This window comes from Candidatus Pantoea symbiotica, assembly GCF_056491525.1.
In genome coordinates, this window is sequence record NZ_JBSZHR010000002.1 from 1,615,011 (window position 1) to 1,629,546 (window position 14,536).

17 protein-coding genes are annotated in these 14,536 nt (G+C 55.5%); 7 read left to right on the forward strand and 10 right to left on the reverse strand.

Annotated features, from left to right (window positions below):
• Positions 1-3: 3 nt before the first annotated feature.
• Entirely contained in the window at positions 4-861 is an 858-nt protein-coding gene (locus ACXIZX_RS08120) for an HlyD family secretion protein (RefSeq protein WP_154194157.1), read from the reverse strand.
• A 6-nt stretch (positions 862-867) separates the two neighbouring features.
• Entirely contained in the window at positions 868-1,104 is a 237-nt protein-coding gene (locus ACXIZX_RS08125) for a DUF1656 domain-containing protein (RefSeq protein ID WP_479403909.1), read from the reverse strand.
• A gap of 151 nt (positions 1,105-1,255) precedes the next feature.
• Between ACXIZX_RS08125 and slyA the strand changes: the two genes are divergently transcribed.
• Positions 1,256-1,693, forward strand: coding sequence for a transcriptional regulator SlyA (slyA, locus tag ACXIZX_RS08130; protein WP_007892783.1), 438 nt, complete (start codon positions 1,256-1,258; stop codon positions 1,691-1,693).
• 40 nt (positions 1,694-1,733) lie between these two features.
• Here slyA and slyB read toward each other — a convergent pair whose 3' ends face one another.
• A complete protein-coding gene (gene slyB, locus ACXIZX_RS08135) occupies positions 1,734-2,201 on the reverse strand; it encodes an outer membrane lipoprotein SlyB (protein WP_008110282.1) in 468 nt (155 codons plus the stop codon).
• A 275-nt stretch (positions 2,202-2,476) separates the two neighbouring features.
• On the opposite strand from slyB, the gene anmK reads away from it, so the two are divergent.
• The 5 genes from anmK (at position 2,477) to pdxY (ending at position 6,947) form a co-directional block, all read left to right on the forward strand.
• Entirely contained in the window at positions 2,477-3,598 is a 1,122-nt protein-coding gene (gene anmK, locus ACXIZX_RS08140; RefSeq protein WP_479403910.1) for an anhydro-N-acetylmuramic acid kinase, read from the forward strand.
• A 9-nt stretch (positions 3,599-3,607) separates the two neighbouring features.
• Complete coding sequence (locus ACXIZX_RS08145) at positions 3,608-3,937, forward strand: MliC family protein (RefSeq protein ID WP_479403911.1); 330 nt, start codon at positions 3,608-3,610, stop codon at positions 3,935-3,937.
• Positions 3,938-3,959: 22 nt separating this feature from the next.
• Positions 3,960-4,616, forward strand: coding sequence for a pyridoxamine 5'-phosphate oxidase (gene pdxH, locus ACXIZX_RS08150; protein WP_479403912.1), 657 nt, complete (start codon positions 3,960-3,962; stop codon positions 4,614-4,616).
• Positions 4,617-4,755: 139 nt separating this feature from the next.
• On the forward strand, positions 4,756-6,030 hold the full coding sequence (gene tyrS / locus ACXIZX_RS08155) for a tyrosine--tRNA ligase (protein WP_479403913.1): 1,275 nt from the start codon (positions 4,756-4,758) through the stop codon (positions 6,028-6,030).
• Between the two features lie 56 nt (positions 6,031-6,086).
• Positions 6,087-6,947 carry a pyridoxal kinase PdxY gene (gene pdxY / locus ACXIZX_RS08160; RefSeq protein ID WP_008110272.1) on the forward strand — a complete coding sequence of 287 codons (861 nt, stop codon included), beginning with the start codon at positions 6,087-6,089 and terminating at the stop codon, positions 6,945-6,947.
• Positions 6,948-7,016: 69 nt separating this feature from the next.
• Here pdxY and gstA read toward each other — a convergent pair whose 3' ends face one another.
• The 3 genes from gstA to dtpA all read right to left on the reverse strand — a co-directional run bounded on the left by gstA (position 7,017) and on the right by dtpA (position 10,245).
• Positions 7,017-7,622: a glutathione transferase GstA gene (gene gstA / locus ACXIZX_RS08165; RefSeq protein WP_179451782.1), complete on the reverse strand. Its 606-nt coding sequence runs from the start codon at positions 7,620-7,622 to the stop codon at positions 7,017-7,019.
• 99 nt (positions 7,623-7,721) lie between these two features.
• Positions 7,722-8,603, reverse strand: coding sequence for a LysR family transcriptional regulator (locus ACXIZX_RS08170; protein ID WP_008110268.1), 882 nt, complete (start codon positions 8,601-8,603; stop codon positions 7,722-7,724).
• Between the two features lie 136 nt (positions 8,604-8,739).
• Positions 8,740-10,245, reverse strand: coding sequence for a dipeptide/tripeptide permease DtpA (gene dtpA / locus ACXIZX_RS08175; RefSeq protein WP_277966047.1), 1,506 nt, complete (start codon positions 10,243-10,245; stop codon positions 8,740-8,742).
• A 652-nt stretch (positions 10,246-10,897) separates the two neighbouring features.
• On the opposite strand from dtpA, the gene ACXIZX_RS08180 reads away from it, so the two are divergent.
• Positions 10,898-11,587 carry a CTP synthase C-terminal region-related (seleno)protein gene (locus tag ACXIZX_RS08180; RefSeq protein WP_479403914.1) on the forward strand — a complete coding sequence of 230 codons (690 nt, stop codon included), beginning with the start codon at positions 10,898-10,900 and terminating at the stop codon, positions 11,585-11,587.
• Between the two features lie 32 nt (positions 11,588-11,619).
• Here ACXIZX_RS08180 and ACXIZX_RS08185 read toward each other — a convergent pair whose 3' ends face one another.
• The 4 genes from ACXIZX_RS08185 to rsxG are packed head-to-tail and all read right to left on the reverse strand — an operon-like array spanning position 11,620 to position 14,536.
• The gene (locus ACXIZX_RS08185; protein ID WP_479403915.1) at positions 11,620-12,603 is read right to left on the reverse strand and encodes a zinc-dependent alcohol dehydrogenase family protein; all 984 of its coding nucleotides are present in this window, start codon (positions 12,601-12,603) and stop codon (positions 11,620-11,622) included.
• A complete protein-coding gene (nth, locus tag ACXIZX_RS08190; RefSeq protein ID WP_008110262.1) occupies positions 12,575-13,210 on the reverse strand; it encodes an endonuclease III in 636 nt (211 codons plus the stop codon). Before nth ends, ACXIZX_RS08185 begins: the two co-directional genes overlap by 29 nt.
• A complete protein-coding gene (locus ACXIZX_RS08195; RefSeq protein WP_061716666.1) occupies positions 13,207-13,908 on the reverse strand; it encodes an electron transport complex subunit E in 702 nt (233 codons plus the stop codon). Before ACXIZX_RS08195 ends, nth begins: the two co-directional genes overlap by 4 nt.
• Positions 13,901-14,536, reverse strand: coding sequence for an electron transport complex subunit RsxG (gene rsxG, locus ACXIZX_RS08200; protein WP_479403916.1), 636 nt, complete (start codon positions 14,534-14,536; stop codon positions 13,901-13,903). Before rsxG ends, ACXIZX_RS08195 begins: the two co-directional genes overlap by 8 nt.

Below are 14,536 nucleotides of genomic sequence, written 5' to 3' on the forward strand. Positions count from 1 at the left end.
ACCTCAGTGCGCGATCGAGATGGTGCAGGTGGTGCCCGCCACCAGCGGCACGCCTTCCGGCAACGCGTCTAAGCGAATGCGTACCGGCACGCGCTGCGCCAGACGCACCCAGGGCACGTTAGGCTTGATATCCGGCACCAAACCGCCATCGCTGGCGACGCTTTGGTCGTAAATGGCGCGTCCGATACTCTCCACTTTGCCCTGCAAACGCGCACCGTTGCTGTACAACACAATCTGCGCCGCAGCGCCGGGTTGAATATGGCGCAGCTTGGTTTCTTCGAAATAACCCATCACGTAATAAGAGTGGCTATCGACCAGCGCAAACAGCGGCGTACCGGCGCTGGCATAGTTGCCGGTACGCAGCGTCAGGTTGCTGATCCAGCCATCGGTGGGCGCGGTAATCGTAGTTTGATCGAGGTTCCAGCGCGCCTGATCGAGGCTGGCCTGCGCGGCTTTCGCCGTTGATGCGGCGGCATTGGCGGTTAAGCGCGCGGCGTCCATATCTTCCGCTGAAATGACGTTGCGCGGCAGGCTGGCGCGGCGATTGGCTTCATGCTGCGCCTTCGCCAGGTCGGCCTGTGCTTTGGCTAACTGCGCTTCGGCGTTAGCCTGCGCAATTTGCCATGGCACCGGATCGAGCTTGAGCAGCACATCACCTTTATGCACGAACTGATTGTCACGCACCTCCAGGGCGATGATGCGCCCGGACACTTCCGGCGTGATATCCACCAGCTCGGCGCGCACTTTGCCATCACGCGTCCACGGCGATTGCATGTAGTAATTCCACATCCACCATCCGGCAAGCAGGGCCAGCGCAAAGATCACTACGGTTGAAAAATACTTAAAAGGGTTGAATTTCATAGTGATTTATCCGAGGCTCAGTAACCACAATGCGCCAGCGACGCACAGTACAAACAGGGAAAGGTCCATTAAGGTGGGATGCCAGACATCGCCGGAGTAGATCCAGCCGCGTATCAGCGGGTGAATCAACAGCCAGAAAAAGAATCCTAGTAACACCGCTTTAAACAGCGGCGGGAAAAACAGCGACGCACCGAACACTAGGTCGGTAAGCGGGGCGCTGGGGGAAAAAACGGTTAGGGACACGTGTCATCATCCTTTTTGACCGGGAATCATCTAAATAGAGCTTAGACGGCAAGCGTATATGCAGGCCTGGTATTTGTAATTTGCCAGGTAAACTCGCAGAATAGTGTAAAATCTGGCTTAATAGCTAGCAAGCTAATTATAAGGAGATGCAATGGATACGCCCTTGGGAACCGATCTGTCTCGCCTGGTGCGCATTTGGCGCGCGTTAATCGATCAGCGCTTAAAACCGCTCGAGTTGACACAAACACACTGGGTGACGCTACACAATATTCATCAACTCCCGCCAGAGCAGTCTCAGATTCAGCTGGCAAAAGCCATCGGCATTGAGCAGCCTTCACTGGTGCGCACGCTGGATCAGCTGGAAGAGAAAGGCTTGATCACCCGCGCCACCTGCGCCAACGATCGCCGTGCCAAGCGCATCAAGCTGACCAAGCAAGCTGAGCCGATCATCGAGCAGGTTGAGAATGTGATTGATGCCACGCGCGATGACATTCTTTCCGGCATCAGCCTGGAAGAGATCAATCAGATGGTGACGCTGATTGCGCGGCTGGAAAAAAACATTCTCGAGTTTCACAACCGCGAGAAATAAAAAAACCGACGCCAGGCGTCGGTTTTTTTTATCTATTCGCTTAACGTGGCGAAACGGTAACCTGGCTGCCGTTTGACGCCATCACGACGCGCTGGCCAACCGAGTAACGGGTGGCAGCTTGCTTCTGCACCACCATGATGGTGTTGCCATCATCCTTGCGGATTTCCAGCTCGACACCGTCAGATTTGTTAACCGCACCCTGCACGCCCTGACCGGCTACGCCACCGAGCACCGCGCCGCCTGCGGTTGCCAGACTGCGACCGCTGCCGCCGCCAATGGTGTTACCGAGGAAACCACCCAGCACCGCACCACCAATTGCGCCAATCACGTTGTTTTCATCGCCGCCCTGGATTTTCACCGGACGCACCGAAACCAGCGTGCCGTAGGAAACACTTTGTACTTGTTTAGCTTCGCTGGCGCTGTAAACGTCACCGGAAAGGGTGCTGTCGTTGGCACAACCTGCCAGAGTTAAGCCGGTCAACGCCACGGCTACAAAACGCTTAATCATCAGAACGCTCCTTAATGCAAAAAAACGCCATATTTCTCATCCTGTACTGCACAGAGTATAAGACAGAAAACTGGCAAATGACTCTAAGTCCGTATAATACGCGGCTGGGCCGAAGCATAGACCGTCTCCCATCAACAAAAATTCAATTACCTGCAGAAAATATTTCTGAGCTGGAACACACTGCGCAGTGACGCTGAAAAGCGGAATTTTATCATAGAATTAGCCCCGGTAATTTGCCAGGCTTAAGCCAGATGATGTTAAGGGAGTGAACCGCTATGAAATCAGGACGCTATATTGGCGTGATGTCCGGCACCAGCCTTGATGGCGTGGACGTGGTACTGGCGGCGATTGATGGGCAAATGGTGGCGCAGCAGGCCAGCTATTGTCATCCCATCCCGCAGGAATTACGTCAGCAGGTGTTGGCCATTTGTCAGGGACAATCATTGACGCTATCGCAGCTCGGACAACTGGACACGCGGCTTGGCAAACTGTTCGCCGAGGCGGTATTGACCTTGATGCACCAGCAGTCGCTGGAAGCCAGCGACATTATGGCGATTGGCTGCCACGGACAAACGGTGTGGCATGAGCCGCAAAGTGATGCGCCGAATACGCTGCAAATTGGCGATAACAACCAGATTGCGGCGGCCACCGGCGTGACGGTGATCGGTGATTTTCGTCGCCGCGATATGGCGCTCGGCGGGCAGGGCGCGCCGCTGGTGCCGGCCTTCCATCAGGCGCTGTTAATGGACAGCGCCGAGCGCCGCATGGTGCTGAATATTGGCGGTATCGCCAATCTGTCGCTATTAATTCCCGGCCAGCCGGTGCGCGGTTTTGATACCGGTCCGGGCAATATGCTGATCGATGCGTGGATTTGGCGCAATAAAGGTTTGCCGTACGATAAAGATGCCGCCTGGGCGCGCAGCGGTCAGGTGGTTCCGGCGCTACTGGAGTTAATGCTAGGCGATCCATGGTTTGCGCTGCCGCCGCCAAAAAGCACCGGACGCGAATATTTCAATCTCAGCTGGATTGAGCAGCAGTTGCAGCGTTTCCCGGCGCTGGCACCACAAGATGTGCAAGCCACGTTGACTGAGCTGACGGCGTTGACCATCGCGCAGCAGGTGCAGCTCAACGACGGTTGCGATCGCCTGTTGGTGTGCGGCGGAGGCAGCCGAAATCCGCTGCTGATGGCGCGCCTCGCCACGCATCTGTCGGGTACTGAAGTCGGTACCACCGACGAAGCGGGCATCAGCGGTGATGATATGGAAGCGCTGGCCTTTGCCTGGCTGGCGTTTCGCACATTAAATGGGTTACCGGGCAACCTGCCAGCGGTAACCGGCGCGCGGGAGATGAGTGTATTGGGCGCGATTTATCCGGCCAATCCCCGACCTATTCGTTAAGAGGTGATGATGAAAAAAACAATTATGATGCTGAGTAGCGTGGCGATATTAAGTGGTTGCGGCATGATGCATAAACAGGAAGAGACTCCACAACAGCTGCGCTACCAGTGCGGCACCTTGCCGCTGACGGTCACCCAGGATAACGCGAAGCAGCAGGTAAGCTTTATTCTGGATGGCAAGCCGCTGACGCTGACACAAACGGTCTCGGCCTCTGGCGCGCGCTACAGCGACGGCACTTACGTCTTCTGGTCAAAAGGCAATAGCGCTTTTGTTGAACGTAATGACAAAATCGTGATTAATGATTGTGAATTGCAGAACGCGGATACCTCCGCTCAGTAAACGTTAGAGAAAGAGAAACAGCATGAGCGACAGTGACAGCTTGCAAAATATTGCCCATCTGCGTCGTGAATACACTCGCGGCGGGCTGCGACGTAAAGATCTGCCCGATAATCCTCTGGCGCTGTTTGAGCAGTGGCTGCAGCAGGCTTGCACCGCGCAGTTGCCAGATCCGACGGCGATGACGGTGGCCACCGTTGACAGCAGCGGCCAGCCTTATCAGCGCATCGTGCTGCTTAAGCACTACGACGAGCAAGGAATGGTGTTCTATACCAACCTCGGCAGCCGCAAGGCGTTGCAGTTGGCAGAGAATCCGCGTATCTCGCTGCACTTCCCGTGGCACTTCCTGGAGCGTCAGGTGATGGTGCTGGGTGAAGTGGAAAAACTGTCGCCGCTCGAGGTGCTGAAATACTTCAGCCGTCGCCCGCGTGATAGCCAGATTGGTGCGTGGGTGTCGAAGCAGTCGAGCCGCATTTCGGCGCGCGGCGTGCTGGAAGGGAAGTTCCTCGAACTTAAACAAAAATTCCAGCAGGGTGAAGTACCGCTGCCGAGTTTCTGGGGCGGTTACCGCGTAAAATTCCACACCGTTGAGTTCTGGCAGGGCGGCGAACATCGCCTGCACGATCGCTTCCTCTATCAGCGTAATGACAATGGCTGGTCGATTGACCGTTTAGCCCCGTAAAACTGCGTTTTATCCCCTTTCAACGCTGGCGCAGTTGGCGTCAGCGCTTTATGCTATAGCCCTCTTTTTTTTCGTCTCCGCACGTCGGCGGAAAGCTGTGTACCAGCCTAGGTGCAGTCTGATCAATTTGGAGTCAGTGATGACCAGCAGTAACCTGATACAACAATTGCAAGAAAGGGGCTTAGTCGCCCAGGTAACGGATGAAGAAGCGTTAGCAGAGCGACTGGCGCAAGGGCCAATTGCACTCTATTGCGGCTTCGATCCTACCGCTGATAGCTTGCATTTGGGCCATCTGGTGCCGCTGCTCTGCCTGAAACGTTTTCAGGATGCCGGACACAAGCCGGTCGCGCTGGTGGGTGGTGCCACCGGTCTGATTGGCGATCCCAGCTTTAAAGCAGCAGAACGTAAACTTAACACCGCTGAAACCGTTAGCGAGTGGGTCGACAAGATCCGCAACCAGGTCGCGCCTTTCCTGAGCTTCGATTGCGGCGACAACAGCGCAATTGCCGCGAACAACTACGACTGGTTTGGCGGCATGAACGTGCTGACCTTCCTGCGTGACATCGGTAAGCACTTCTCCGTCAACCAGATGATCAACCGTGAAGCGGTGAAACAGCGTCTGAACCGCGAAGATCAGGGCATCTCCTACACCGAGTTCTCTTACAATCTGCTGCAGGGTTATGACTTTGCTGAGCTGAACAAGCGTCACGATGTGGTGCTGCAGATTGGCGGTTCCGATCAGTGGGGCAACATTACTTCTGGTATCGACCTGACGCGTCGTCTGCATCAGCAGCAGGCGTGGGGATTGACCGTACCGCTAATCACCAAATCTGACGGCACCAAATTCGGTAAAACCGAAGGTGGCGCGGTGTGGCTGGATGCGAAGAAAACCAGTCCGTACAAGTTCTACCAGTTCTGGATCAACACCGCAGATGCAGACGTGTATCGCTTCCTGAAGTTCTTCACCTTCATGAGCATTGAAGAGATCAATGCGCTGGAAGAAGAGGACAAAAACAGCGGCAAAGCGCCACGCGCGCAGTACGTGCTGGCTGAGCAGGTCACGCGTCTGGTGCACGGCGAAAGCGGCTTAACCGCGGCAAAACGCATCACCGAGAGCCTGTTCTCTGGCAGTTTGAGTGCGATGACCGAAGCAGACTTCGAGCAGCTGGCGCAGGACGGCATGCCAACCATCACGCTGACGGCAGAAGACGATCTGCAGCAGGCGCTGGTAGCGGCTGAGTTGGTGCCATCACGCGGCCAGGCGCGCACCATGATCGGTTCCAACGCGGTCTCGCTGAATGGCGAAAAACAGTCAGATGCGGAGTACCGTTTCAGCGACAGCGATAAACTGTTTGGACGTTTCACGTTGTTGCGTCGCGGTAAAAAACATTACTGCCTGATTAACTGGCAGTAAGCGTTCAGGGCCGGCTTCCGGCCCTTTTTTATGGCAAGACAGCAGTACAGGGCAAAATGAAAAATATTCTCGCAATTCAATCTCACGTTGTTTACGGACACGCCGGTAACAGCGCTGCCGAATTCCCGATGCGCCGCATGGGCGCAAACGTTTGGCCGCTGAATACCGTGCAATTTTCTAATCACACCCAGTATGGTCACTGGACCGGCACTGTGATGCCCGCCACGCATTTGACCGACATCGTTAAAGGTATTGCGGCAGTTGATCGCCTGAAGACCTGTGATGCGGTGCTGAGCGGCTATTTAGGATCGGCGGAGCAGGGCGAACAGATTCTGGAGATCGTGCGTCTGGTGAAAGAAGCCAACCCGAACGCATGGTTCTTCTGCGATCCTGTGATGGGCCATCCGGAAAAAGGCTGCATTGTGGCGCCGGGCGTGGCGGAGTTTCACTGCAAAATGGCGTTGCCCGCCAGCGACATCATCGCGCCGAACCTGCTGGAGCTGGAGATGCTCAGCGGGCATGAAGTGGCCAACGTGGAGCAAGCGGTGGTTGCGGCACGAGAACTGATTAGCAAAGGCCCGAAAGTGGTGCTGGTGAAACATCTGGCGCGCGCCGGACGCCGCAGCGACCGCTTTGAGATGCTGCTGGTGACCGCCGATGAGTGCTGGCACATCAGCCGTCCGCTGGTGGACTTTGGCGTGCGTCAGCCGGTTGGCGTGGGCGATCTCACCAGCGGCCTGCTGCTGGTCGATCTGCTGCACGGTAAGTCGCTGCAGGATGCGCTGGAGCATATTACGGCGGCAGTGTATGAAGTGATGCTGAAAACCCACGAAATGGGCGAGTACGAATTGCAGCTGGTGGCCGCGCAGGATGCGATTGCCAAACCGACGCAGCACTTCGCGGCAGAAAAGCTGTAAATTCCCGTAGGGTGCGCATTCATGCGCACCTGTAATCCAGGTCGCCATAAATGGCGACCTTACAAGAGATTAAACCAAACCTTCCGCCTTCAACGCCGCCTGCACCGCTGGGCGCTCCGCAACCCGGCTAAACCAGGCTTCCAGCGCATCCAGTCCCGCTAAATCCAGCTTGATGGCTTTAGCCCAGCGCGTCACCACGAACAGATACACATCGGCAACGGTAAAACGCAATCCCAGCAGCCACTGTTTATCCTGCAACGCCTCATTCACCTGTTGGTACTTCTTCTCCAGCTGCGCACGCGCAATGGCTTTGTACTCTTCCGGCGTATCAGGACGGAACAGCGGGCTAAAACCCTTGTGCAGTTCGCTGCTGACATAACTCAGCCATTCCAGCGTGTGATAACGCGTCAGGCTGCCGGTAGGCGCCAACAAATTGCGATCCGGCTTGAGATCCGCCAGATACTGCACAATCGCCACGCCTTCGGTCAGGATGCTGCCATCATCAAACTGCAGCGCCGGCACTTGTCCTTTCGGGTTAATCTGCCAGTAATCCTCTCCCTGCTCGGTCACTTTCTTCTGCAGGTCCACATTCACCTGGGTAAAGTCCAGTCCGCATTCCAGCGCGACAATATGCGGTGATAGCGAACAGGCACCGGGCTTACAATAGAGTTTCATCATGGCTTATCCTTGAGTGTTGTGGTGGTGGATGCAGCATAAATCTGCAAGGGATTTTTACCCGTGACAGCGGTCAGGAATTGCGGTCATCGTTCAGTTTTATTCAGCAAAGCATGGCAGTAATGGCAGCTTTTCGAGCGCGAAATCCCAAAATTGCCGCACTTTAGGCGTCATATTCTTCACGCGCTGGGTGACTAACTGCACCGGCAACGGTGCCGGCTCCCATTCAGGCAGTAAACGCAGCAATTTTCCGCTGTGGATATCGTCGATAACCTGATACGAGAGCAGCCGTCCAATGCCTTGTGCGCTGCGCAACGCTTCCAGCTGGCTCTCCACATCATTAACCCGCAGACGCGGCGTGATGCGCACGCGCAGATCCTGGGCGAAGCGCCACTCGCGTGTATGGCGCAGGCTCGTCACTAACGCATGTTGAGTCAGTTCAGTGGGATGAAGAGGCGTGCCAGCCTGTTGCAGATAGCCGGGGCAGGCAACCAGCGTTGAACGCACCGTGCCAACCTGACGCGCCACCATCGAAGAGTCCTGCAGTTCGCCAATGCGCAGCGCGATATCAAGACCGTTTTCAATCAGATCCTGATAGGTGTCGCTGAGCACCACCTCAATCTGCATCTCCGCATGCTGTTGCAGGAAGGCATTCACCAAGGGCATGACGTGGCGACGACCAAACTGCACCGGTGCGGTTAAACGCAGCAAGCCATGCAGGCCGCTGTGGTGAGCGCTGTCGATGGCACGCTGATAATCGCTCAACACCCGTTGCGCCTGCTCAAACAGCTGCCAGCCGGCTTCGGTGGGTGCCAGCTGGCGCGTGGTGCGTTCAATCAGGGTGGTGGCGAGACGGGCTTCGAGGGTATTAAGAGTGCGAGTGATCACCGGTGGCGATCGCTGTAACAAGCGTGCAGCGCCAGCCAAGCTGCCTTGCTGGATAACCGCGACAAACACCTCAAGCTCATCAAACCTGTCCATGCTTCTTCCACGCTGATTAACAGTGAGCCGACATCATGAAGTTAAGCGAGCGAAAAGCGAAGAGTGAGCAGCAGAAATCGTTAAAGGAAATGTGAATAGCGGGCAGAAAAAAGCCGGGACACGCCCGGCTTTCTGATTACTGATTGGCGTTAGCGCGTTTCAGTTCAGTTTGATTGTCATCCTGCGTCATGCGGTTCAGCAATGGCGCGGTGATCAACATCAGCAGGGCAATCACGCCGGTAGCAATACCAATCTGCTGGAACACATGGCTGTAAACTGCCAGCGAAGTATGCGGATCGGTCACATCACTCGGTACTGCCATCAGGTTGGCGACTTTACCCGCAATCATTGCTGCACCTGCGGTGGTCAGGAACCAGGAACCCATAATGAAGCCCATCAGACGCTGTGGAACCAGCTGTGCCACCATCGCCAGGCCCAGGCCGGAAATCATCAGCTCACCGATGCTCTGCAACGCATAGCTGAGGATCAACCAGTTCACCGAGACAATACCGGCTTCGTTGGCAAATTTGGCACCAAACGGCAGCACCAGGAAGGCCGCTGAACACAGCACCATACCGAAGGCGAATTTGTGTGGCATCGGCATTTTATCGCCGAGCTTGTTATACACCGCCGCCAGAATCGGGCTTGCCAGCATAATCCAGAACGGGTTCAGCGCCTGGAACTGCTCTGGCTCAAAGGTGATGCCGAGAATGGCATGCTCAACGTTGCGGATAGCGAAGAAGTTGAGTGAGGTCGGCATCTGCATATAGAGCACGAAGAACACAATCGCTTCTACCATCAGCAGGAAGGCCACGATCATCTTACGACGTGCCGCACCTTTCAACGCGAAAGCTTCTTTGGCGAAGATCACCACGATACCCGCGGCGATGACGCCCAGCGTCATACGCGCGATGCTCTGGTGATGCAGCAGCCAGGCCGCCAGCGCAATCAGCGCTACCACGCCAACCAGCGTCATCAGCAGTTTACCCATCTGCAGCGGGGCAAAATCCGGCTTGGAGCCGTAGTTTTTCACCACACGCTGGAAGAACAGGAAGTTCAGCAGCGTAATTACCAGACCGACAACCGACAGCGAGAACGCCGCGCCCCAGCCATATTTCGCAGCCAGCCACGGTGTCAGCATCATCGAGAACAGCGAACCGATGTTGATCGACATGTAGAACATGGTGAAGGCACCGTCGAGGCGCGCGTCATCTTTCTCATAGCAGGTCGAAAGCAGCGAAGAAGGGTTAGCTTTAAACAAGCCGCTACCCACCGCGATGGTCGCCATACCGATGTACACCATTGAGGTGTCATGACCGGAGAAGGCAATCAGCGCATAACCCAGCGCCAGTACCATCACGCCAAGCACGATAACGCGTTTGGTACCCAGCACTTTATCGCCGAGCCAGCCGCCGATGGCGACCAAACCATAAACCAGCGCGCTAAACGAGGTGAACAGCGTAATGGAGTCCGCTTCGGACATGCCAAGCTGTTTAACCAGGTAAACCGCCATGATGGCTTGCAGACCGTAGTAACCAAAACGTTCCCACAGCTCGATGGAGAAGATCAGATAAAACGCTTTCGGTTGCTTAAAAGCGTTGAGGCTTGGCGCCCCGTCAGTGTGTTTGTTTGCAGTTGACACGTGTACCTCAGTTTTAACATAGCCTGTTTTGCGACAGGAATTAAGTCTGCGTCGGGCTGGGTAATCCCGCGCAACATTGTTATTAGAAAGGAAAAACGGCGACTAATTTGGCTGAATCAGTCCAACAGGGCAAGCATTTTCTACACGCTGAAATACTTGCAATAGGTAGGGTTAATGCCGTTATACAAAGTTGTAAATCAGTGTTAAATCTCGCTGCGTGGCATTATATCAGGATAAACAGGTGAAATGCAGATCTGGAAGATCATTTTCCTGATATAAACTGCTCAGAGAGACATTGTTGGAATATAACGCTAAAGTTCATAAATTATACAGAGATTATTATTGCTGTTGTGCAGAATATAAGCACAACAGCTTGATTGATGAGCGTAATAAGCAGTCAAAAGATTCCAGAACGCTAATTAGTTGATCCTGCGCACAAAACCGTGAATTAATTAGCAGGCTAAAAGAAGAAAACGTTTGCGCAGCATACATCTGACGAATTTTAGCGCGATTGGATACATTATTTGCCAGATAAACAGGTCGCCATAAGCGCAATACGAGGAAACGAAAGGCGCAAAAATCGGCATTTAAGGCGTTTAGACAGCGCGTTAACTTTGCTGTAACCTCCTTTTTTCCCTGAAAGGACGTAGTCATGATGAAGTCGATTCGTGTTGCCCTGATTGGCGATTACCGTGCTGATGCCGTTGCGCATCAAGCCATTCCTCCCGCCGTACAACTCGCTGCAAAAACCCTTTCCCTTAACGTTAGCGCCGACTGGATTGCCACTCCCGAGCTCGACCAACATAACCTCAATGATTACCAGGCGATTTGGCTGGTACCGGGCAGTCCTTATCTCAATGACGCGGGCGTGTTTGCCACTCTTCGCTGGGCGCGGGAAAGCGGTAAGCCATTTTTAGGTTCGTGTGGCGGATTCCAGTACGCCATCGTGGAGTACGCGCGCAATGTGCTGGGTTGGGAAGATGCGGCGCATGCGGAAACCGATCCCAGCGGTCGCTGGGTGATTGCCCCGCTGGCGTGTTCACTGGTGGAACAGCGCGGAAGCGTCACCTTCCAGCCGGGTTCACGTATTGCAAAGGCTTACGGCGCATTGCAGAGCGATGAGGGTTACCACTGCAACTTTGGCGTCAACCCTGAGTTCAGCGAAGCGCTAGCGACACAGAATCTGCAGATCACTTCCTGGGATTTGGACGGCGACGTGCGCGGCATTGAATTGACCGATCACCCGTTCTTTGTGGCTACCTTGTTCCAGTCCGAACGTGCAGCGTTACAAAACCGGCTTTCGCCGCTAGTAGTCGCGTGGCTGCAGGCCGCCGCAGTTTAAATACGCAGGGTCGCCATTCATGGCGACCGCTTTCAGCTGATCTGCAACAACGGCTTACGCTCCCGCCCCGATTGGTGATAGCACTGAATTGCATCCCGCCAGTGCGCCAGCGGGAAAATCTCGACCTCGCCACACTCACTGGCACGTAACAGCGGCCAGATCTCACGGAATAACGTTTGCCAATTCTGATGTGCTAAATCCTCTAGCGTATGCCGCACGTGGAACCAGTGCAGCACCGGACGTGGCGCATTAACCCGCACCGGCTTGCCACTCAGCACGCCATAAGCAATGAATTCAGCGTCGACAGACAAAGCTTGCCAAATCAACTGGCCGATTTCGCCGCCCACGGCATCAAACACCAGATCGCACTGCTGCGCTTCAGCAGCGATTTCGGCCCGCTGCGTTTCAGCCAGCGCAGCGATGCCCAATTGCTGCAAGCGTGCGCCATGCTGCGGCGCACGATGAATCGCGGTGATGCTGCTCGCGCCCATCTGTCGCGCCCACTGCGCCAGTAACAGGGCACAAGCGGAACCGCCTGCGGTGATCAACACACGCTTACCGGCTGGCGACCACTGTTTGAGCATCAGCAACGCCGCAAGTGGATTGATATAGGCGCGTGCCGCCAGCATGCTGCTGATGTCGGGCGGAACCGGCACCGCAATCAGCGGATCGCAATCGACATAACGTTGCCAGGTGCCGGCGCCTCGCAGCGGCAGCACGCGCTGGCCGAGCAAATGGCTAAACGCAGACGGAGCAGTCATCACCGTGCCAACGCCCTCATAGCCAGCGATGAGCGGCGGCGAGACGCGATGGCGATAAGCGCCAGTAATCGGAATCAGGTCGGAAGCATTAATGGGAGCAAACTGCATCGCCACGCGCAGCAGGCCAGCCGCACAGGGCGCTAAAGCAGAGGATTCGAGCGTAAGTACGCTGGCAGGATCGCCAAACTGCCGATAAGCGAGGGCGAGATTGCTTATCGGCAGCGATTCAGAGTTCGGTTTTGGCGTCGAATTCACACAGATCTTCGATCAGGCAGGATCCGCAACGCGGTTTGCGTGCCACGCAGGTATAGCGACCGTGCAGTATCAGCCAGTGATGGCAGTCGACTTTAAACGCCGCCGGCACCACTTTCAGCAGTTTGTCTTCCACTTCTTCTACATTCTTACCCGGCGCGAAGCGGGTGCGATTACTGACGCGGAAAATATGCGTATCGACAGCAATCGTCGGCCAGCCAAAAGCAGTATTGAGCACCACGTTGGCGGTTTTGCGCCCAACGCCCGGCAGCGCTTCCAGCGCCGCACGATCTTCCGGCACTTCGCCGCCGTGCTGTTCCAGCAGAATGCGGCAGGTCTTGATGACGTTCTCCGCTTTGCTGTTAAACAGGCCGATGGTTTTGATGTACTCCTTCACGCCATCAACGCCGAGCGCCAGAATGGTTGCTGGCGTATTCGCCACTGGATAGAGCTTCGCGGTGGCTTTGTTGACGCTAACGTCGGTGGCTTGCGCGGAGAGTAACACTGCAATCAGCAGCTCAAATGGCGAGCTGAAGTTCAGTTCTGTGGTTGGATGCGGATTCTCATCACGCAGGCGCGTCAGGATTTGCGCGCGTTTCTCTTTATTCACACCGCTTTCCCGGTTGCGCCTTGCGGCTCGGCTTCAGGCTCTGCCGCACGTGTGGCAGCACGCTGTTTCATCTTCTGATCGATCAGGTATTTCGCCGCCAGCAGCATACCGAGGCCGATAAAGGCACCCGGTGGCAGCATCGCCAGCAGCATTGGGGAATCAAAATGCACCACTTCAATACGCAGCGCTTTGGCCCACGGCCCCAGCAGTTGATCCGCACCGTTAAACAGCGTACCGCTGCCAATCAGTTCACGAATCGAACCCAGCGTCACCATCGCACAGGTTGCGCCCATGCCGATGGCAAAACCATCCAGCGCGGAGAGCGGAATGCTGCTCTTCGAGGCGACCGCTTCGGCGCGACCCACCACGATGCAGTTGGTGACGATCAGCGGGATAAAGATGCCGAGCGATTGATACAAACCGTAGGCGTAGGCGTTGATCAGCATCTGCACGCAGCTCACCACCGAGGCGATGATCATCACGTAAATCGGAATACGGATTTCAGCCGGCACCCAACGACGTGAAGCAGAAATTGCGCTGTTGGTGATAGTCAGCACCAGCGTGGTCGCCAGGCCTAAGCCGAGGGCATTCGTGGCGGTTGAGGTGACCGCCAGCAGCGGACACAGGCCGAGCAGCTGCACCAGCGCGGAGTTATTTTTCCACAGGCCGCCGACCAGTAAATTCTTGGCTTCACTCATTTGCATCTCCACATTCAGGCAGCGAGGATAACTTCGCTGGCAGTGTTTCAATCAGCAGCGCGGTGCGCTTAGTGGCGTTGACCACCGCACGTGGCGTAATGGTTGCGCCGGTAAATTGGTCGAATTCACCGCCGTCTTTTTTCACCGCAAAATTTTTGTCATCAGCGCCGTGGATCACTTTGCCATTGAAGCTGTTGATCCAGTCTGAAATTCGCAGTTCGATTTTATCGCCAAGGCCCGGCGTTTCATGATGCTCAACCACGCGCACGCCCAGCACTTTGCCGTGGAAATCGGCCCCGACCAACATCTGAATCGCCCCAGAATAGCCGTCTGGCGCGGTGGTCTCAAGCGCCGCCGCCACCGGCTGATTGCCTTTACGCGCTAAATAGAGATGATGCGGTTTACCATTGCCCAGCGCCAGCGCATCGGTCACCAGATAACACTCTTGCTGGATGTGATTGTCGTACAGATCGGTCGGCACCACCTGATCTAACAGATTTTTCTGTTGCAGTGCGGTCTGATGCTCCACCGTCGGTTTGGTAACATAGTTAACCACCGCCGTCACGCCGGTGGTGATCACCGCAAACGCCGCCAGCGTCACCGCATTTTTACGAATAGCTTCGATCAT

Coding starts and splice junctions, on each gene's coding strand:
- ACXIZX_RS08180 (WP_479403914.1), top strand. CDS start 10,898: ATGATGAAGTCGATTCGTGTTGCCCTGATTGGCGATTACCGTGCTGAT.
- pdxH (WP_479403912.1), top strand. CDS start 3,960: ATGAGCGACAGTGACAGCTTGCAAAATATTGCCCATCTGCGTCGTGAA.
- ACXIZX_RS08170 (WP_008110268.1), bottom strand. CDS start 8,603: ATGGACAGGTTTGATGAGCTTGAGGTGTTTGTCGCGGTTATCCAGCAA.
- slyB (WP_008110282.1), bottom strand. CDS start 2,201: ATGATTAAGCGTTTTGTAGCCGTGGCGTTGACCGGCTTAACTCTGGCA.
- slyA (WP_007892783.1), top strand. CDS start 1,256: ATGGATACGCCCTTGGGAACCGATCTGTCTCGCCTGGTGCGCATTTGG.
- gstA (WP_179451782.1), bottom strand. CDS start 7,622: ATGAAACTCTATTGTAAGCCCGGTGCCTGTTCGCTATCACCGCATATT.
- ACXIZX_RS08120 (WP_154194157.1), bottom strand. CDS start 861: ATGAAATTCAACCCTTTTAAGTATTTTTCAACCGTAGTGATCTTTGCG.
- anmK (WP_479403910.1), top strand. CDS start 2,477: ATGAAATCAGGACGCTATATTGGCGTGATGTCCGGCACCAGCCTTGAT.
- ACXIZX_RS08195 (WP_061716666.1), bottom strand. CDS start 13,908: ATGAGTGAAGCCAAGAATTTACTGGTCGGCGGCCTGTGGAAAAATAAC.
- tyrS (WP_479403913.1), top strand. CDS start 4,756: ATGACCAGCAGTAACCTGATACAACAATTGCAAGAAAGGGGCTTAGTC.
- pdxY (WP_008110272.1), top strand. CDS start 6,087: ATGAAAAATATTCTCGCAATTCAATCTCACGTTGTTTACGGACACGCC.
- ACXIZX_RS08145 (WP_479403911.1), top strand. CDS start 3,608: ATGAAAAAAACAATTATGATGCTGAGTAGCGTGGCGATATTAAGTGGT.
- rsxG (WP_479403916.1), bottom strand. CDS start 14,536: ATGATCGAAGCTATTCGTAAAAATGCGGTGACGCTGGCGGCGTTTGCG.